This window comes from Alteromonas nitratireducens (genome assembly GCF_040812025.1).
Classification (GTDB): domain Bacteria; phylum Pseudomonadota; class Gammaproteobacteria; order Enterobacterales; family Alteromonadaceae; genus Alteromonas; species Alteromonas nitratireducens.
The window spans coordinates 159,672-174,557 of the sequence record NZ_JBFNPK010000001.1 but is presented as its reverse complement, the minus strand read 5'-3'; the positions used below and the strand labels follow the sequence as shown (position 1 = coordinate 174,557).

Sequence of the window (14,886 nt, the reverse complement as noted above, 5' to 3'; positions counted from 1 at the left end):
AGGTATCAGGGATACATTAAGCGTGAGAGAAACGACAAACAAAACCCATCTGAATAAAGCGGTGTTCGGCACATCGTCGATTGTCATTATTATGCTGTTGCTGTTTGCAGTCAGTGCACCTGAGCGTGCTGACAGCCTGTTTCAGACCCTGCAGTCGGTGATTGTGACCAACGGCAGCTGGTTTTATGTCTTTGTGGTTGCTGTTGTGCTGTTGTTCGTGATTTTTCTTGGGGTGTCACGTTATGGTGAAATTAAACTGGGCCCGGATCACGCCGTGCCTGAGTTTGGTTTCACAACCTGGCTGTCCATGTTGTTTGCTGCGGGCATGGGAATTGGACTCATGTTTTTCGGGGTCGCTGAACCGCTGATGCATTTTCTCTCTCCCCCGACCGCACAGGCCGAATCAATTGAAGCCGTCAGAGAAGCAATGAAAACCACGTTTTTCCACTGGGGCGTGCATGCCTGGGCTATCTACGCGGTAGTCGCACTGGTACTCGGGTATTTCGCCTATCGGCATCGCCTGCCACTGACGCTCCGCTCTGCGTTGTACCCGATGATTGGCAATAAAATTTACGGCTGGCCAGGCCATGTGGTGGATATTTTCGCGGTAACCTCAACCATTTTTGGCGTATCCACCTCGCTGGGTTTTGGTGCCTCACAAATCAATGCAGGTCTGAATTACCTGTTTGATATTCCTAACAGCACCACCGTACAAATCTGGCTGATGGTGGGTGTTGTCGCGCTGGCGGTGGTGTCGGTAACAACCGGTCTGGAGAAAGGGATCCGCAGGCTGTCTGAAACCAATATGGTGCTGGCGGTGCTGCTGTTGTTGTTCGTGCTGGTGCTCGGCCCGACCGTGTTCTTATTACAGGCCTATCTGCAGAACACCGGCGCCTATTTGTCTGACATTGTGCGTAATACCTTTAACCTGTTTGCCTATCAGAAAACCAACTGGCTGGGCGGCTGGACCATTTTTTACTGGGGCTGGTGGCTGGCCTGGGCGCCTTTTGTAGGACTGTTCATTGCACGTATTTCTTATGGGCGAACCATTCGCGAATTTGTGATTGGCGTACTGTTAATTCCCACGGCCTTTACCCTGCTGTGGATGACCATCTTTGGCAACGCCGCCATTGATCTGGTGTTCAGCGAAGATAAACAAATGTTAGCCACGATGGTGGAAGAGAACACCTCGGTTGCCCTGTTTGTGTTTCTGGAGCAGTTTCCGTTTGCCAGTGTGCTCAGCGTTATTGCTGTACTCATGGTGGTGGTGTTTTTTGTCACGTCCTGCGACTCAGGCGCCATGGTTGTCGATATGTTGTGCTCGTACGGCGAAAATAACACGCCATTGTGGCAGCGTATTTACTGGGCGGTTGGCGTAGGCGTGGTCAGTGCTATCCTGCTATATGCCGGCGGTCTCGGGGCCCTGCAAACCATGACCATTGTGTCTGCGCTGCCTTTTGCCATCGTACTGTTAATTGCCCTGGCCGGGCTGCTAAAAGCGCTGAGGGTAGAAGCCTATAAGCGCGAGAGCCTGCAGGTTATGGCGGGAACACCGCCACATTCAGACATTGACAAGAACTGGCGTGAGCGACTGGAAAACATCATCAGCTTTCCGGACGAAAACGCGGTGACGCGCTTTATGCAGAAGGTGACCGTGCCAGCGCTGACGGAAGTAGGCAACGAATTTGAGAGTCAGGGTTTTGGCGTAACGCTGGAGAACCGTGCAGATGCGGTTGCGCTTAAAATCACCATGGGGAATGATCCGGATTTCATTTACGCTGTGCATCTGACCCGCACCGAACAGCCACAGTTTGCCAATAATGATGCAACGAATGTGGACGAAAGCGACCAACGGTCGTACTATCGCGCAGAAGTGCATCTGGCCGAAGGCGGTCAGAACTACGATATTATGGGCTGGTCAAAGATATCGGTGATCAATGATGTCATCGACCACTATCATAAACATCAGCATTTTATTCACCTGCTAAGCTAACAGAGAATAAAACGCATTGAGTTTCGGAAATACCATGCGAAAAGAAGAAGAACTCCTGGTTGCCCTGCGGCGTGTAATACGCGCTGTAGACTTACGCAGTAAACAATTGAGCAAGCACTTTGGTCTGACTGGCCCGCAGTTGCTGGTAATGCAAAATATTCAGGAAAAACCTGGCATCATGGTGCGCGAAATTGCCGACAACATTAACCTGAGCCCAGCCACCATTACCAATATACTGGACCGGCTTGAAGCCCGGGACCTCGCCAAGCGCATTCGCAGTACCACTGACAAGCGTAAAGTCGGCGTTTTCCTGACCGAACGGGGCACCGCCGCACTGGTTGATTCCCCGCGTCCGCTGCAGGAACACTTCGTGGAGCGCTTCAGTAAGTTAAAAGAATGGGAACAGAGTCAGATGGTGGCTACCATGCAGCGCATTGCCAGTATGATGGATGCTGAGGATATTGATGCCTCCCCGTTCCTTGAACTGGGAAGCATCTCTGATAAATCTGGCTAACCCGGTTAATCCGATTTCGTTTTCAGCGGGTTGGGTCGGCCACCGGTCACTTTATCCGCCCGCCCCTCTTCTTTCGCCTTTTCGGCACGACGTTTACGTACTTCTTTTGGATCGGCAATCAGTGGGCGGTAAATTTCAACGCGATCACCGTCTTTCAGCGTTTCTGTGCGTTTAACCGCACGCGACCAAATCCCGGTTTTCGCGGTGTTCAAATCAATATCCGGATAGATATCTGTGATGTTTGAAGCCTGAATCGCATCGTCAACCGTTGCGCCCTCGGCAATCGCCACCTCAATAATGGATTGTTGCGTTGGCAGCGCATACGCCACCTCGACACGAATAAGGTTCTGGCTCACGCTTCCAGCCTCCTGGCCCGTTCAGTAAAAGCGGCAACCATATTATTGGTCAGCGTATTAAACACTTTTCCAAATGCCATTTCTGCCAGCTTGTTACTGAATTCAAATTCGAGATTCAGTTCGATTTTACAGGCCGATTCGGAGAGCGACGAAAATGTCCAGCCACCGCTTAAGCGCTTAAACGGGCCGTCAACCAGCTGCATGTCGATGCGTTCGCCATTGATTAACTGGTTGTGTGTAGTAAACCATTGTTTGATACCGGCTTTGGCTACCAGCAGCGACGCCTTCATGGTATTGCTGTCGTGCTCAAGCACTTTGGCATCCGCACAACCTGGTAAAAAGTCCGGATAGGACTCAACATCATTAACCAAATCAAACATGGCCTGGGCGCTTTTAGCAACCAGCGCACTGCGTTGAATACTCGGCATTTACTTCACACCTCACTCTGTAATGAGCGCGATTGTAGCACAGAAAATCTCACCCTCTAACCTCAGCGATATGATTGAAAAGGCCGTCACACAGCCCAATATCTGATGGCCGAACCCTGCATGATTATTTGCGGGTGAGTAAAGACATTACCTGTTGAATCAGTATAATAGCGGCCATGAAAAAGAATAAATCCAACAAAGCGACCACCGGCACCATCGCGCTGAATAAAAAAGCGCGTCACGACTACTTTCTTGAGGATAAGTATGAGGCCGGCATTTCCCTGCAGGGCTGGGAAATTAAAAGTATTCGCGACGGCAAAGTGAATATTACCGACGCTTACGTGATTATCCAGAATGGTGAAGCGTATCTGGTTGGCAGTCGTATTACGCCACTCAATCAGGCATCTACGCATGTCATTTGCGAGCCTGAGCGCGCACGAAAGCTGCTGCTGAACAAGCGCGAACTGGACCGACTGATGGGCGCGCGTGACCGCCAGGGTTACTCCATTGTGGCCACGGCAATGTACTGGAAAAAATGCTGGGTGAAAGTGGAAATTTATCTGGCGAAAGGTAAGCATAGCGTGGACAAGCGCGATACGGTGAAAGACCGCGACTGGCAACGCCAGAAAGAGCGCGTCATGAAGCACAGTGTATAAACTTTCTTCGTTCAGACTTGAACTTTATAGGTTTCCCCCCATCTTATGATAAGATACAACAATCTTCGGGGCTGATTAGGATTCGACAGGATCTAGGACGCCGGAGGTGCATGCAGAGGAGCGGTTGGCCTCTTAAAAAGCCGCATTTAAATAGTCGCAAACGACGAAAACTACGCACTAGCCGCTTAATACCCGGCATAGGCCCTTCCACCACAGCTTTGTTTGCTAGCGTGGATTCGGAAGGTCATATAAGCAAACTAGCGAGGGAAACTCTCCTGAGGTTGAACCGCGAAACAGTATCAGGACAGCTACCAGGAACCCTGTTTGTCGGGGTCCAAAGTAGTTAAATAAAAGACAAACTAAGCATGTAGTACCAAAGGTCGACATTTTCTGGACGCGGGTTCAAATCCCGCCAGCTCCACCAAATTCGCAGTGTAACCTCTAAAATTCAATAGGTTACACTGCAAATCCACCAGCTGACCATGGTGTAGTGTCACGAAAAAGTGTCACGATTATGGTCAAAATACCCTATCTCCGTAAAAACCGTCTCGGTATTTATTGCATAAGGCTAGAGTTTCGCCAAAACAATAGCTCTAAGTATAAGCAGTGTGTTTTTTCGCTAAGAACAAGCGATAAAGGGCTGGCGATTACTCGGTATAACATGGTGATAAGCCGCGCAGTTGCCCTCGCCCGTTTGAAGACCGAGGACGTGTGCATGGACAACATCAAACGCGATATTCGCCGACTAGTTGATAAAGTAATTGAAGTAACGAACACCCCTGACAAGCCAGATTGGATTATAGAGACGACCAAACGACTGTTGTCGAACAAATACGAAGAGTTAACTCACGTAAATGAAGTTTTAGCAAATGATGCTGCTAATGCCCAGAGAGAGCTCTTGAGGGCTCAAAAAGGGTTAACGCAATTAGCATGCGCCATCGGTACCGGTAATACTAATGCACACAATGGTAGTGAAAATGAGGTCGTCAGTGTATTAATCGAGGAATACATCCAAGCAAAGCGGCCTGGCTGGAAACAGAGAACGGCGGTGCAGGCGATCTCTAACCTACGGCGCTTTGGCGAAATTATCGGTAATGATGTAAGCAGTCAGCGAATCACCGGTTCAACGTTGAAGCACTACAAAAACGTGCTATTAAATGTCCCTAAAAACGTCCACAGGCTTCGTGAGAAGGCTCTAGCCACCTCTCCCTCTGAAGTATGCGAGTGGTGGAGCAATGTCGCTGTGGCGGCCTCTGGTGAGCGATTACAACCTAACGGAATAGAGAAGCACTATTCTTCAATAAGACCATTCTTAACGTGGCTCAAAGAGCACTTCTATACGCGAGAGGACTACTCTTCGTATCTGAAAAAGCCTGTCAGCAACGGCACTGCTGCCAGTCGGGGTATGTATACCGGCAAACAGCTTAATCAAATTTTTAATTCTTACATTTACTCCGACAGGTTACGTCGCGGTGAGCGGCCAAAGTCATTTCACTTTTGGGGGCCACTAATTGCATTAACAACGGGGATGCGTGTAGCGGAAATAGCGGCACTTGAAGTACAGGACGTCAAAGAGCATCAAGGTGCCCTTTGCTTCCATCTAAATGAAAAATGGTCTTCCCAAAGCTTACAAAAAAGTGACTTTACAAAATCGAAGAAGAATCAAACTTCAATCAGATATGTACCAGTTCCTCAGACCTTATTAGATGCAGGGCTACTCCAATTCATTGGTGAACGTAAAACTGGGCTGCTCTTTAACGATTTACCATTGAGCAAGTCGAAAGGTGCGGGTGATGCACTATCAAAATGGTTTAATGAACACTTTTGTAAGCACGCGAGCGTCGACAAGGTAAATAATGACGGAGAGGCACTCGTTTTTCACTCCTTTCGCCATACGTTCATCTCCGCTTTGGACAAAACTCTATTGAATGATACCCCCATGCGAGCTCAAGAGTCCAAATACGTTACAGGACATGCTGATGGCAGCGTCAGGAGTAGAACTTACAACCATGACAGTTACAACATGAAATATGTGAAGAGCTACATGGATGCTATCAATTTTGGTATTGACTTAAGCGATATCAAATACGAAAACTTCTTATTAAGAAAAAAGTAACTCAAGTTTGAAACATGACTAACCGATTGGATTGCAGGTGAATAGCTGATGAGAAGAGAAAATATAAGGAATCGAATATCATCTTCTACCGGAAGGCTGTGGACATCGGAAGAGCTCAAAGCCTCCATAGAAGCGTATGTCGAGATGAGGGACAAGCAGACTGCTGGTGTGCCATTCATTAAAAAGGAAATCTATGAGCGCCTTGCAGAGCGTTTTGATAGGACGGAGAAATCCTTTGAGTTCAGGATGCAAAACATCTCCCACGTCTTAGCTCAACAAGGTCGGGAGTGGATCAAAGGTTTACGACCTGCAAAAAACGTCGGAGCGAATGTAACAAGGGAAATAGAACTCTTGCTGGCAGAAGTCGAAAATTGCGCCCCGACTGACGTTGCCTCATTTAATTCGCAGGTCGAAGCATTGCGCAAAAAACAGCCGTCGATGCCTCCTATTGGTAACAAGAATCCGGCTAAAATCGAGACAACCGCCACGTCATATAAAAGAGACCCATCTGTTGTCGCATGGGTACTCAATGAAGCTGGAGATACGTGCGAATCCTGTGGTTGCTCCTCACCGTTTTTAAAAGAAGACGGCTTACCATATCTGGAAGTACATCATGTTATTCGTCTTGCAGATAATGGGTCAGACACAGTCGATAACGCAGTGGCTCTGTGTCCTAATTGCCACAGAGCGCTTCACCATGCTGTCGACAAGCTCGAGCGAAGGGAATCGCTTTATACCAATATACCTCGCCTGAGAAGGCCGCACAGAGCGTCTTAGATAGAGCTAAATGGATTCTGTCTGAAGTGCGTCAGAGAGTAATTCGCATGACGTCTATTAAAGTACGCTAACTGATTTTACCTTTGAAGCGTGCCTACTGTGGATTAGTCACTACTTAACCTGACACTTCAGTGATAGAGCTGGACCGAATCTGACAGTCATTTGTGTACATAAACCGGTCCCCTAGCGGGATGCGTTTTCTACCCTATTGATTAGTAATAGTTTAAAATAGATCAACTGCCAACTGAGATGACTACTCATGGTGAAGACACCATTGTTATCATCTCACTCTCATACCTATAACCACCATCGTCGAGAACAAACGTTACTACATCAATTGGTCAAACGTCACTATCCAGAACTTCTTTAGCAGTTTTCACGTTATTGGAACACGCTGCCAATGGATATAGTGCATAGCATTAATTCGACCTATGCTGCATCAGAAGTACCATTAGCAGTAGTAAAAATTCTTTTCTAAGGATGAAATTTATATCGTCTTATCAAAGTAATCATGCTAATTAAAAATATGGATACTGATGAGGGTTCTGGAACTGGTATTGAGCGAACTAACATTGTTGATGTGGCTGAATTAGTTAAGAGTGCCACACTGGCTGTTCTATCTACTCTATCGTCTATTTCGATGCAATCACAAAATATGGCGTTAGACCTGATCCCATTATGATTAGTAAAAGAAAAATATGAAAGTCCATCTGTCCCACCAATAATCCCAATTGATTTAGTTAGATTCCAATCATTAGTGGACGTTCCCGGTACTAACTCATCTGTATTGTAGCCAACAATCTCAAATATGTTGTCGAATATATTTCCAGTAGAGCCGGTATACCAACGATTACCATTGTAACTATCATTTTCAAATACTCGTATAGTCACTCGCGTATCTGATAAGAAAGGGTTTGAGATTGATTGATACAAATTAATCACTTGATTAATAGTGGGTATACTCCAGCCCTCATAAATACCCCCTTGTTCTAGCTGACTAGATATGTAGTCAAAGCTTTGATTATTCGTTATACCAAAATCCATCCATTGTAAATTTGAACCAGTGATAGTGAAACCTTTGTTGGTTCCATCACCGTAAATATCTGCCTCTATGAGGCCTGCCATAGCGAACGGCGAATTAGTTATAAGTATAAAAACAATAATGAGGTTTTTGAGTGACATAGCAATCCATGTTATTCCAATATCCATTTGTGTATTCGAAAATAGCAGATACTTCAATGTTTTACAAAACTCCGATTGGTCTGACAGGCACGTTAGATCAAACTTCTGTTATTCGCTCAAAGTTCTTGCAGATATTTTGTCTTACTAGTGTCCGGCATACCGTATTTTTTATCATCCATCGACACAGGTTCGGCTCATGATTTAACGACCGGTAGTTCTCTAAAGTTGACTGTCAGATGTTGTCTTAAATTACACCTGGAACACTAGATGAGATATGAGTCACTACACTTGTTGAGTTGCACCTCTGTACCTTATGTATACCGAAGTCTAGCTATAACTCACAAACAACGCCGTCACCATCCGCATCATTCATAAACATATACGCAGGGTGTCCTTGTAATACCGGCGCGATGCCGTGTTTACGTGCTTCTGCGCACGATATGCGACCATTTCTATTGTCATCGTATAGTTCTAGCGCAATTTCTGACGCAGTAACTGTCTCTCGGCCTTCCTGAACAGTACTGTAAAACTCCATATCGGTACTATCGCATTGCACTAAGACACCTTCTAACGCATCGGCCTCAGCACGATCTACACTCAAACCGTACTTTGTCTTGATTTGGACGACTCTATCCGCAAACCAGCATTTGTTTTTCTCTGGTAACCACTCTGCCGCATCCAGCCCACACTTCCCTGTAGATCCACATCTATTAACCTTAGGAGCAGCCAGGGTAAGATTGAGCAAATCTGTTGCGAATTGTCGCCGTATATCTGGACTTGCCGCACACAGACCGCTGTCATGTCCCTCCGATGCAGCAACGATATGTTCAATATCTGTTTCAGTATCGGATTCAAAGTAAGTTCCAGTATAAGGGCCATAAACAAGCCCCCCCATCTGAGCGACGATTTCATCTTCGATGCTTTGTGAATAAGGGTACTGCTCCTTCTTGTTATATTCTGAGCATCTATCCTCGGGTTTAACAACCAATCCACGCCAATACTCTTGCGCGAACAAGGTTAAACTCGTCAGCGAGAGCGCCATTATAACTGTTACTTTAAAGTGTCTCATACAGTCTCAGCTTGTGCGTTCAACTCGAACATGAATCCCAAGATATCCCAATATTATCAATGACAATATCATCAGAGTTTATGAACTCACAGTCGACTGTCTCCAGACCGCAGATTTGAGTTGAGATATGAAATTCAATTATTTCTAAGCCACAGTAAGTAAGAAACATGTCGACTGGCAATACGCTATTAAGTTTGTTCAATGACGAGACAGTGTTCATAAAAATTCCTTTTTTCGCAATCATGTCCTCTAAACATCCCCTTTCCTACTGGACTAAGGGCGGTATTTACTGCTGAAACCACCACAAGCCACTCAGGCGCTTTATTTTGGCTCAGACTTATCAGTTCAGCATTATTAAAGAAAGTCTTCATACGGAGCCATACAGCTCGTTTAACGCACTATATAAGTTAGACTCGTAGGTGCATAACCAGGCCGTATGTTTATCGAAAATGGTCAAAGATATGAATTGGGTGTCGGAAATATCCCTTGTTGAGTCTTCACAATAGGCACTGTAACTTATGAGCAGTTGTGTCCAAGTGAGCATAAGAGGACCGTATGCCTGAGTTATCTGACAACAACGCCAGTTTAGGAATTGTGTATGTACTGACGAATCCTGCGATGCCTGGCTTGGTTAAGATTGGAAAAACCTCCAGACAGGACGTTGAAATTCGCTTAAATGAACTCTACACCACGGGGGTGCCAGTCCCTTTCGAGTGTGCGTATGCCGGTCGGGTAAAAGATGAACATATCATTGAACGCGATTTTCATCTTGCATTCGGTCCATATCGAGTAAACCCCAAACGGGAGTTTTTTGAAATCGAGCCTGAACAGGCGATTGCCCTGCTTCGTCATATCGTAGTGGAGGATGTGACACCGATGATTAAAGAAGAGGCTGACAGGGTAGATCAAGCCTCAAAAAGAGGCTCAAACAAGTTAAAAGCACGACGACCTAATCTCGACTTTTTGGAAATGGGCATCCCCATAGGATCATTACTTCAGATGGTTCCTGAGCCATCGATTAATGTTGAAGTGACTTCAAACCGCAAAGTGAAATATCTGGGTGAGGAAGGTTTTCTCAGCAATATTACCGGTAAGATATTAGGTGCTGATTACAACGTGAACCCGGGGAAGAATTGGTTGTTTGAAGGTCGCTTGTTATCAGACATATACAACGAAACCTATGAATTACCCTGAGCGTAACATGTCGACGTTTAGCAAATCTCATATTTCTCCCCACAATTCAATATTGTTAACTCTAAGGTTTGAATATGTCGCCATTTGGTGGTGATAACTGGTAGAAATTGGCAATTCTTGGTAATTCAGGTAAGCGGATGAAAGCACTGCCAAACTTTTTTCGGGCAAGAAAATTGCCCCTTATTGTTCATGGATTCATGCACTTAATGTGCGTCGCCTCTTACTATAAGAGTCTGTTTACAATATGGAATTTTTTTAAAGCCATATCTACTGCTGACACATACACCTTATAGGGCTTTGTTATCAATCACTTTAAACATATAAACGACACACATGACTATGACGTCTGTGATCGAGTTATCACACTTGTTGGCAATGCCACTACAGAGCTCGCAATAGTGATGCAGTGTTCAAGTTTAGCGGCGACGAGTTCCATTTGATTACCACGCTAGATGAAGGATGTAACACAGATAACTTGTCTGAACGAATTGCGGAAAAGCGCTTTAGGGTTAAGGAACAAGAAAGCATGCTGGTTCAGCGAGAATCGGTCAATTTACGATGTCCGGAAAAAACGTAGGCGGCAAACAGGCTCTGAAAGAGGCAGACAGGGCATTGTATAGTGCCAAAGAGCAAGGACGAAACGTTTGTGCTGCATGGACAGGGGCTCCGGCACCATCCTTGTAACGGAGCCGGATCTTTTAGCGAAAAAAACACTTTTTCCGTAATTTGGTGTCTCAAGATTACGTTATTGCTTCGCATGATATAACGGACTAGCACAACTATTACAACTGACCCGCCGTCTAGAGTCAGTTGCACGTTTCACCCCTAAGTTTTTTAGCGACTTTGAGCCGCAAAAGGCGCAAGAAATCCCAGAACTAGTCTTGGCATTCGGGAATTTCTCTAGATATTCGTGCAAAGTAAGTGGGTATTTTCTCTTCCACCCTACTAGGTAATGCCAAAGCGGCACTACTACGATAAGAACATTAATGACCACAACCATCACTTGCGTAGCTTCTAATGAAAGCACCATAATCCCCTAAAAAATGATTATCTTTATAAATTCACACCGAAAAATAAAGACATGCATAAAATTTGATTTATAAAATAAAAATTAACATATCCTAACGCTTACTAAAATTTCCTCTAGGGAACATTCTTACTCCCTAATTTCTTCTATTTTTCACGAACTTTAAGTAAGTAACGAACCCAAGTTAAATCCGCGAAAAAATAAAGGCTTACCAAGAAACATAGCAATTGAGGCGCCGTTAGATCAAGATGGATGGATTATTTTCGAGAAGCTCAAAAATTCCCTCAATATCATTGACCTGAATGTCAGTTTCGAACAGTTCAGCTTCAGCGAAGAGCTGCTCAACAGTCTTTCCACTGTGGTCGATGGTCAATTTTTTGAAGTAAATTTCTTGATTTCCCTCGGCGTCTTTAAACACAAAGAAAATCATTCCTTCATCGGCAACACTGGTTAACTTGCCCTCATCATCATACTTCTCTGAATTTAGAAACACTTTTGCATCATCAGAGTCGAAGTGCGTAAAGATGTAGCCTGCAGCAATCAAACTATTTTTAATCAGTTTCTCGTTATAGGCATTAGCAAGCTTTAGGTAACTCGAATAAGCATCGCGAAGCGGATCATTGAGCTGAATTTCTCTTTTGGCAAGTTTAGTAATCTCCCGAGCGACATAAAATTCGTCGTCATTTCCTTCATCAATGACGTACGAGGATAAAAAGGCATCTTTCTGCTTTTCAAGGATAGGAGTGAAAATCTCTGAAAAACTCTCGTAACCTATTAATGCAGCATTATACGCTTCAAGACTCTGCTCTTGAACAATCTTCGGAAAGGGCTTAATTTCAAGATCCTTTGTCAAAAGCCGGTCAACTGGAGCTCCGTATTTTTCAATATATAGGCGTTGGCGCTTTCTGGTTTCATCTGGGTTCACTGCAAAGTGATACCCGTCAAATCGAACGTTCTGACTTACTTCATGACCAACCTGATATTTCGCAATTATCTGGTCGGCGCTCTTAGTGCATCCTGTCAACGTGAGTACGCAACCAACCGCAATCAAACATAAATATCTTTTAGAGAACATCGATTCTTCCTTATTAAAACTTGGAATCCTTAAGTGAGACCCGTTGATAATATAATGTGCACTTTATACGAAAACCTGAATTATTCCAATAAGTTGGCATGCTTAATATAGGAAAAAAGTCTAGCTTTCGTACTGAAATAAAATTGGAAGTCAACCCTTTAGGTATTGCACTACTTATCAAGAGAGTCAGAGCAATCAAAATCTAGAGAAAAATATTATATAGGCAGGATATCCTCGTTTTCGGATCTCAAACTCTCTGACCTAACGCCCACACCTATCCAGGGATACCTGATCTAATTGAGTTAGGAAGAAAAATACATTGTTACCCTTTCGTCCTCTTGCTCAATGATTACAAGCCACCGAGTATTTTTCTGATTTCCCCGTTACCAGGTGTAATCTCATACTACATACCAAGTCGCCTGATTTCACCATCGTTTATCGGGCACATCTTATATTTTGGAAAAAACAGGGTTGAATTTTATCTCTCCAGACTGTACGAGAAGATTTTTTATCTTTTCGCCACCAAAGGCATTACCCAGCGCAATTGCCTATTGTTTGGGCATATAGCAGCAGAGAATTCCAATTGATTTTATGAGGAATGTTTCAGTCCCAGTGACTTTTCCCCCAAAATTTAAAATCTGACCAAAACATGAAAACTTCAAGAGTAGCTATCCCTGTGACTTCATGTATGACTTTTTAATTAAAAGGCAATTGAGATTTGGCAAAAGCAATCATTTTCTCTGCTTGAATTAGCTTTTCAGAGAACATAATCGCCTGACTTTTCGTGAGCGACACACGAGATAACATGCCGCTTCCTACCGACACACTGAAACCGTATTTTTCAGATGTTCTAAAAGTGACGTTCTCTATCGTTTCACGTTGTTCACCACCCGCTTTACGTTGTTTGTCAGCCAGCGTTCGAGTTTTAGTGAGTATATTGCCCAAAGCTATTGCTTCCTCGGCTGTAAGACGTAATGAGCCTACATTTATGCCCGTTGAGATCATGTGCAGGTATTCGCTGTCATTGGCTATCTCAACGGATAATTTAACGTCTCCTTCTCTCGCTACAACCCAACTGAATGTATATTCATCAAGATAGAAGTTGGTGGCATTAACAACTGACGGCATGATAATTAGTAAAAGCGTGAGAAGCAGTGTTTTTAACATAGCTCTGTGTTCCTAATATTCGCGTCCGATAAACCGAATGCTAAATCTGCCCTTTCGCAAATGCGATTTAGTCAGACATGTCCTATTTACTTATCATCAAGACTTGTGTATGTAAAATGATGGCGCCGCTTATAACAGCGCCACGAAAAATTATAACGATAAATTCGCATCTCGAGATAACGAGAGATCAAAGATGTATTGCTGTCCTTTTTTATCGACTGTGCGGTCATCAGGCGCACCTATTTGACCTTGCATGTCTTTTAGAGATCCGGCCAACTTTACGACATCTCCTTCGCTGAACCCGTCGAATGTCGATGCTGTGACCGTTCCGGTTAACTGAATATTTTGCCCAGACTTTATAATCGACCCCTTGATAGGTAAAAACTCATCACCCACTGTTAGGACGCTATGAGTCAATTCGCCGTTTGGAAAATAACCTAAACGCATTTTAGTAATTATCTTATTCCCGTTACCGTCTACGATGTAACCTGTATAGCTAGTTACGGCAAAGTTTTCATCCCCCCGAGGAACTACCAATTGATTGCCGTAGTGCGCGATATTGGCTCCTGAGTGAAGAAGATAATCTCGCCAGAAACGCTCCATATCGGTATTAAGGTCAGATTCGCTGTGGGTATAGTTAATACCGTATATGTAAAAATCAGCATGATTTAGGAACATTGGGAAACGCTTTGCAACCGCTTCGGCGGTTTCAACTGGCCTCATATTTTTGTGATCAACTAGCCCTGACTTCTCTATCATATCAGAGAAAACAATTACCCGACTCACGCCGTTGTCTAAGTCTAATCGTTTGGAGTCATAATAAAGCGCTTCTACCAATTTCTTTGCTGGGAAGTTAGACATAGTGAAACGTGGCTTGTCTTCGTACTTACTGCCAGCAAGAGGGTGAGCCAATGCACGCTGGAAATTGTTGGTAAAAAATTTCAAATCATCTTTTACCGCATCTAACGCTGACCCGGTAAACAGTGTCATCGCACCTTCACTTTCCTTAATTTTTTTTGCATTTTCAGGTGTCCAACCTGGATAGCAACCCTCCCATGCAAGCTCAACTTCAGAGCCTCCGTCTTTAATTGTGACTACTTTGACTCGCTCACTCGGGAGAAAACGAAGCTTATTCACAATATCTTTGTACCAAAGTGCATCTCTTTTAGCGATAACACCTTGGTCAAGGTAAATGACAGTCTGTCTATTAATACCATCCTGATCACAATACCGGTTGAGATCGTTGGTTTTAATAATTTGTGAATTCACATCACTCGACGTAAATAGAGCCGACGCCAAAACTACACCTGATAAGATAGATTTCCACATAAC

Annotated in this window: 13 protein-coding genes and 1 other RNA gene; 7 read left to right on the top strand and 7 right to left on the bottom strand. The window is 44.4% G+C overall.

All coding sequences use genetic code 11. The features are described 5' to 3' along the window. Positions 1-22 precede the first annotated feature (22 nt). Both AB1N33_RS00795 and AB1N33_RS00790 read left to right on the top strand, forming a co-directional pair. On the top strand, positions 23-1,993 hold the full coding sequence (locus AB1N33_RS00795) for a BCCT family transporter (RefSeq protein WP_411269620.1): 1,971 nt from the start codon (positions 23-25) through the stop codon (positions 1,991-1,993). A 34-nt stretch (positions 1,994-2,027) separates the two neighbouring features. Beyond that, positions 2,028-2,507, top strand: a complete 480-nt coding sequence (locus AB1N33_RS00790) for a MarR family winged helix-turn-helix transcriptional regulator (RefSeq protein ID WP_411269619.1) — start codon at positions 2,028-2,030, stop codon at positions 2,505-2,507. A 5-nt stretch (positions 2,508-2,512) separates the two neighbouring features. On the opposite strand, the gene AB1N33_RS00785 is transcribed toward AB1N33_RS00790, so the two are convergent. Together AB1N33_RS00785 and AB1N33_RS00780 are read right to left on the bottom strand one after the other, a co-directional pair. Continuing rightward, positions 2,513-2,863, bottom strand: coding sequence for an RnfH family protein (locus tag AB1N33_RS00785; RefSeq protein ID WP_411269618.1), 351 nt, complete (start codon positions 2,861-2,863; stop codon positions 2,513-2,515). Next, positions 2,860-3,291: a type II toxin-antitoxin system RatA family toxin gene (locus AB1N33_RS00780; RefSeq protein ID WP_411269617.1), complete on the bottom strand. Its 432-nt coding sequence runs from the start codon at positions 3,289-3,291 to the stop codon at positions 2,860-2,862. Before AB1N33_RS00780 ends, AB1N33_RS00785 begins: the two co-directional genes overlap by 4 nt. 176 nt (positions 3,292-3,467) lie before the next feature. Here AB1N33_RS00780 and smpB point away from each other — a divergent pair, with 176 nt between their 5' ends. From smpB to AB1N33_RS00760, 4 genes are all read left to right on the top strand, one after another. Beyond that, positions 3,468-3,947: an SsrA-binding protein SmpB gene (gene smpB / locus AB1N33_RS00775; RefSeq protein ID WP_411269616.1), complete on the top strand. Its 480-nt coding sequence runs from the start codon at positions 3,468-3,470 to the stop codon at positions 3,945-3,947. 67 nt (positions 3,948-4,014) lie between these two features. Next, positions 4,015-4,371: a transfer-messenger RNA gene (gene ssrA, locus AB1N33_RS00770) on the top strand. A gap of 291 nt (positions 4,372-4,662) precedes the next feature. Next, the gene (locus AB1N33_RS00765; RefSeq protein ID WP_411269615.1) at positions 4,663-6,063 is read left to right on the top strand and encodes a site-specific integrase; all 1,401 of its coding nucleotides are present in this window, start codon (positions 4,663-4,665) and stop codon (positions 6,061-6,063) included. A gap of 48 nt (positions 6,064-6,111) precedes the next feature. Then, the gene (locus tag AB1N33_RS00760) at positions 6,112-6,840 is read left to right on the top strand and encodes an HNH endonuclease (RefSeq protein ID WP_411269614.1); all 729 of its coding nucleotides are present in this window, start codon (positions 6,112-6,114) and stop codon (positions 6,838-6,840) included. A 474-nt stretch (positions 6,841-7,314) separates the two neighbouring features. On the opposite strand, the gene AB1N33_RS00755 is transcribed toward AB1N33_RS00760, so the two are convergent. Continuing rightward, positions 7,315-8,049 carry a hypothetical protein gene (locus tag AB1N33_RS00755; protein WP_411269613.1) on the bottom strand — a complete coding sequence of 245 codons (735 nt, stop codon included), beginning with the start codon at positions 8,047-8,049 and terminating at the stop codon, positions 7,315-7,317. Positions 8,050-8,353: 304 nt separating this feature from the next. After that, positions 8,354-9,091 carry an excalibur calcium-binding domain-containing protein gene (locus AB1N33_RS00750; RefSeq protein WP_411269612.1) on the bottom strand — a complete coding sequence of 246 codons (738 nt, stop codon included), beginning with the start codon at positions 9,089-9,091 and terminating at the stop codon, positions 8,354-8,356. Between the two features lie 555 nt (positions 9,092-9,646). On the opposite strand from AB1N33_RS00750, the gene AB1N33_RS00745 reads away from it, so the two are divergent. Then, positions 9,647-10,285: a GIY-YIG nuclease family protein gene (locus AB1N33_RS00745; protein ID WP_411269611.1), complete on the top strand. Its 639-nt coding sequence runs from the start codon at positions 9,647-9,649 to the stop codon at positions 10,283-10,285. Between the two features lie 1,265 nt (positions 10,286-11,550). On the opposite strand, the gene AB1N33_RS00740 is transcribed toward AB1N33_RS00745, so the two are convergent. The 3 genes from AB1N33_RS00740 to AB1N33_RS00730 form a co-directional block, all read right to left on the bottom strand. Then, positions 11,551-12,387: a hypothetical protein gene (locus tag AB1N33_RS00740; protein ID WP_411269610.1), complete on the bottom strand. Its 837-nt coding sequence runs from the start codon at positions 12,385-12,387 to the stop codon at positions 11,551-11,553. A 696-nt stretch (positions 12,388-13,083) separates the two neighbouring features. Next, a complete protein-coding gene (locus AB1N33_RS00735) occupies positions 13,084-13,554 on the bottom strand; it encodes a hypothetical protein (RefSeq protein ID WP_411269609.1) in 471 nt (156 codons plus the stop codon). Positions 13,555-13,704: 150 nt separating this feature from the next. Further along, the gene (locus AB1N33_RS00730; RefSeq protein WP_411269608.1) at positions 13,705-14,883 is read right to left on the bottom strand and encodes a hypothetical protein; all 1,179 of its coding nucleotides are present in this window, start codon (positions 14,881-14,883) and stop codon (positions 13,705-13,707) included. Between the last annotated feature and the right edge of the window lie 3 nt (positions 14,884-14,886).

Coding starts and splice junctions, on each gene's coding strand:
- AB1N33_RS00790 (WP_411269619.1), top strand. CDS start 2,028: ATGCGAAAAGAAGAAGAACTCCTGGTTGCCCTGCGGCGTGTAATACGC.
- AB1N33_RS00780 (WP_411269617.1), bottom strand. CDS start 3,291: ATGCCGAGTATTCAACGCAGTGCGCTGGTTGCTAAAAGCGCCCAGGCC.
- smpB (WP_411269616.1), top strand. CDS start 3,468: ATGAAAAAGAATAAATCCAACAAAGCGACCACCGGCACCATCGCGCTG.
- AB1N33_RS00765 (WP_411269615.1), top strand. CDS start 4,663: ATGGACAACATCAAACGCGATATTCGCCGACTAGTTGATAAAGTAATT.
- AB1N33_RS00760 (WP_411269614.1), top strand. CDS start 6,112: ATGAGAAGAGAAAATATAAGGAATCGAATATCATCTTCTACCGGAAGG.
- AB1N33_RS00755 (WP_411269613.1), bottom strand. CDS start 8,049: ATGGATATTGGAATAACATGGATTGCTATGTCACTCAAAAACCTCATT.
- AB1N33_RS00750 (WP_411269612.1), bottom strand. CDS start 9,091: ATGAGACACTTTAAAGTAACAGTTATAATGGCGCTCTCGCTGACGAGT.
- AB1N33_RS00745 (WP_411269611.1), top strand. CDS start 9,647: ATGCCTGAGTTATCTGACAACAACGCCAGTTTAGGAATTGTGTATGTA.
- AB1N33_RS00740 (WP_411269610.1), bottom strand. CDS start 12,387: ATGTTCTCTAAAAGATATTTATGTTTGATTGCGGTTGGTTGCGTACTC.
- AB1N33_RS00735 (WP_411269609.1), bottom strand. CDS start 13,554: ATGTTAAAAACACTGCTTCTCACGCTTTTACTAATTATCATGCCGTCA.
- AB1N33_RS00730 (WP_411269608.1), bottom strand. CDS start 14,883: ATGTGGAAATCTATCTTATCAGGTGTAGTTTTGGCGTCGGCTCTATTT.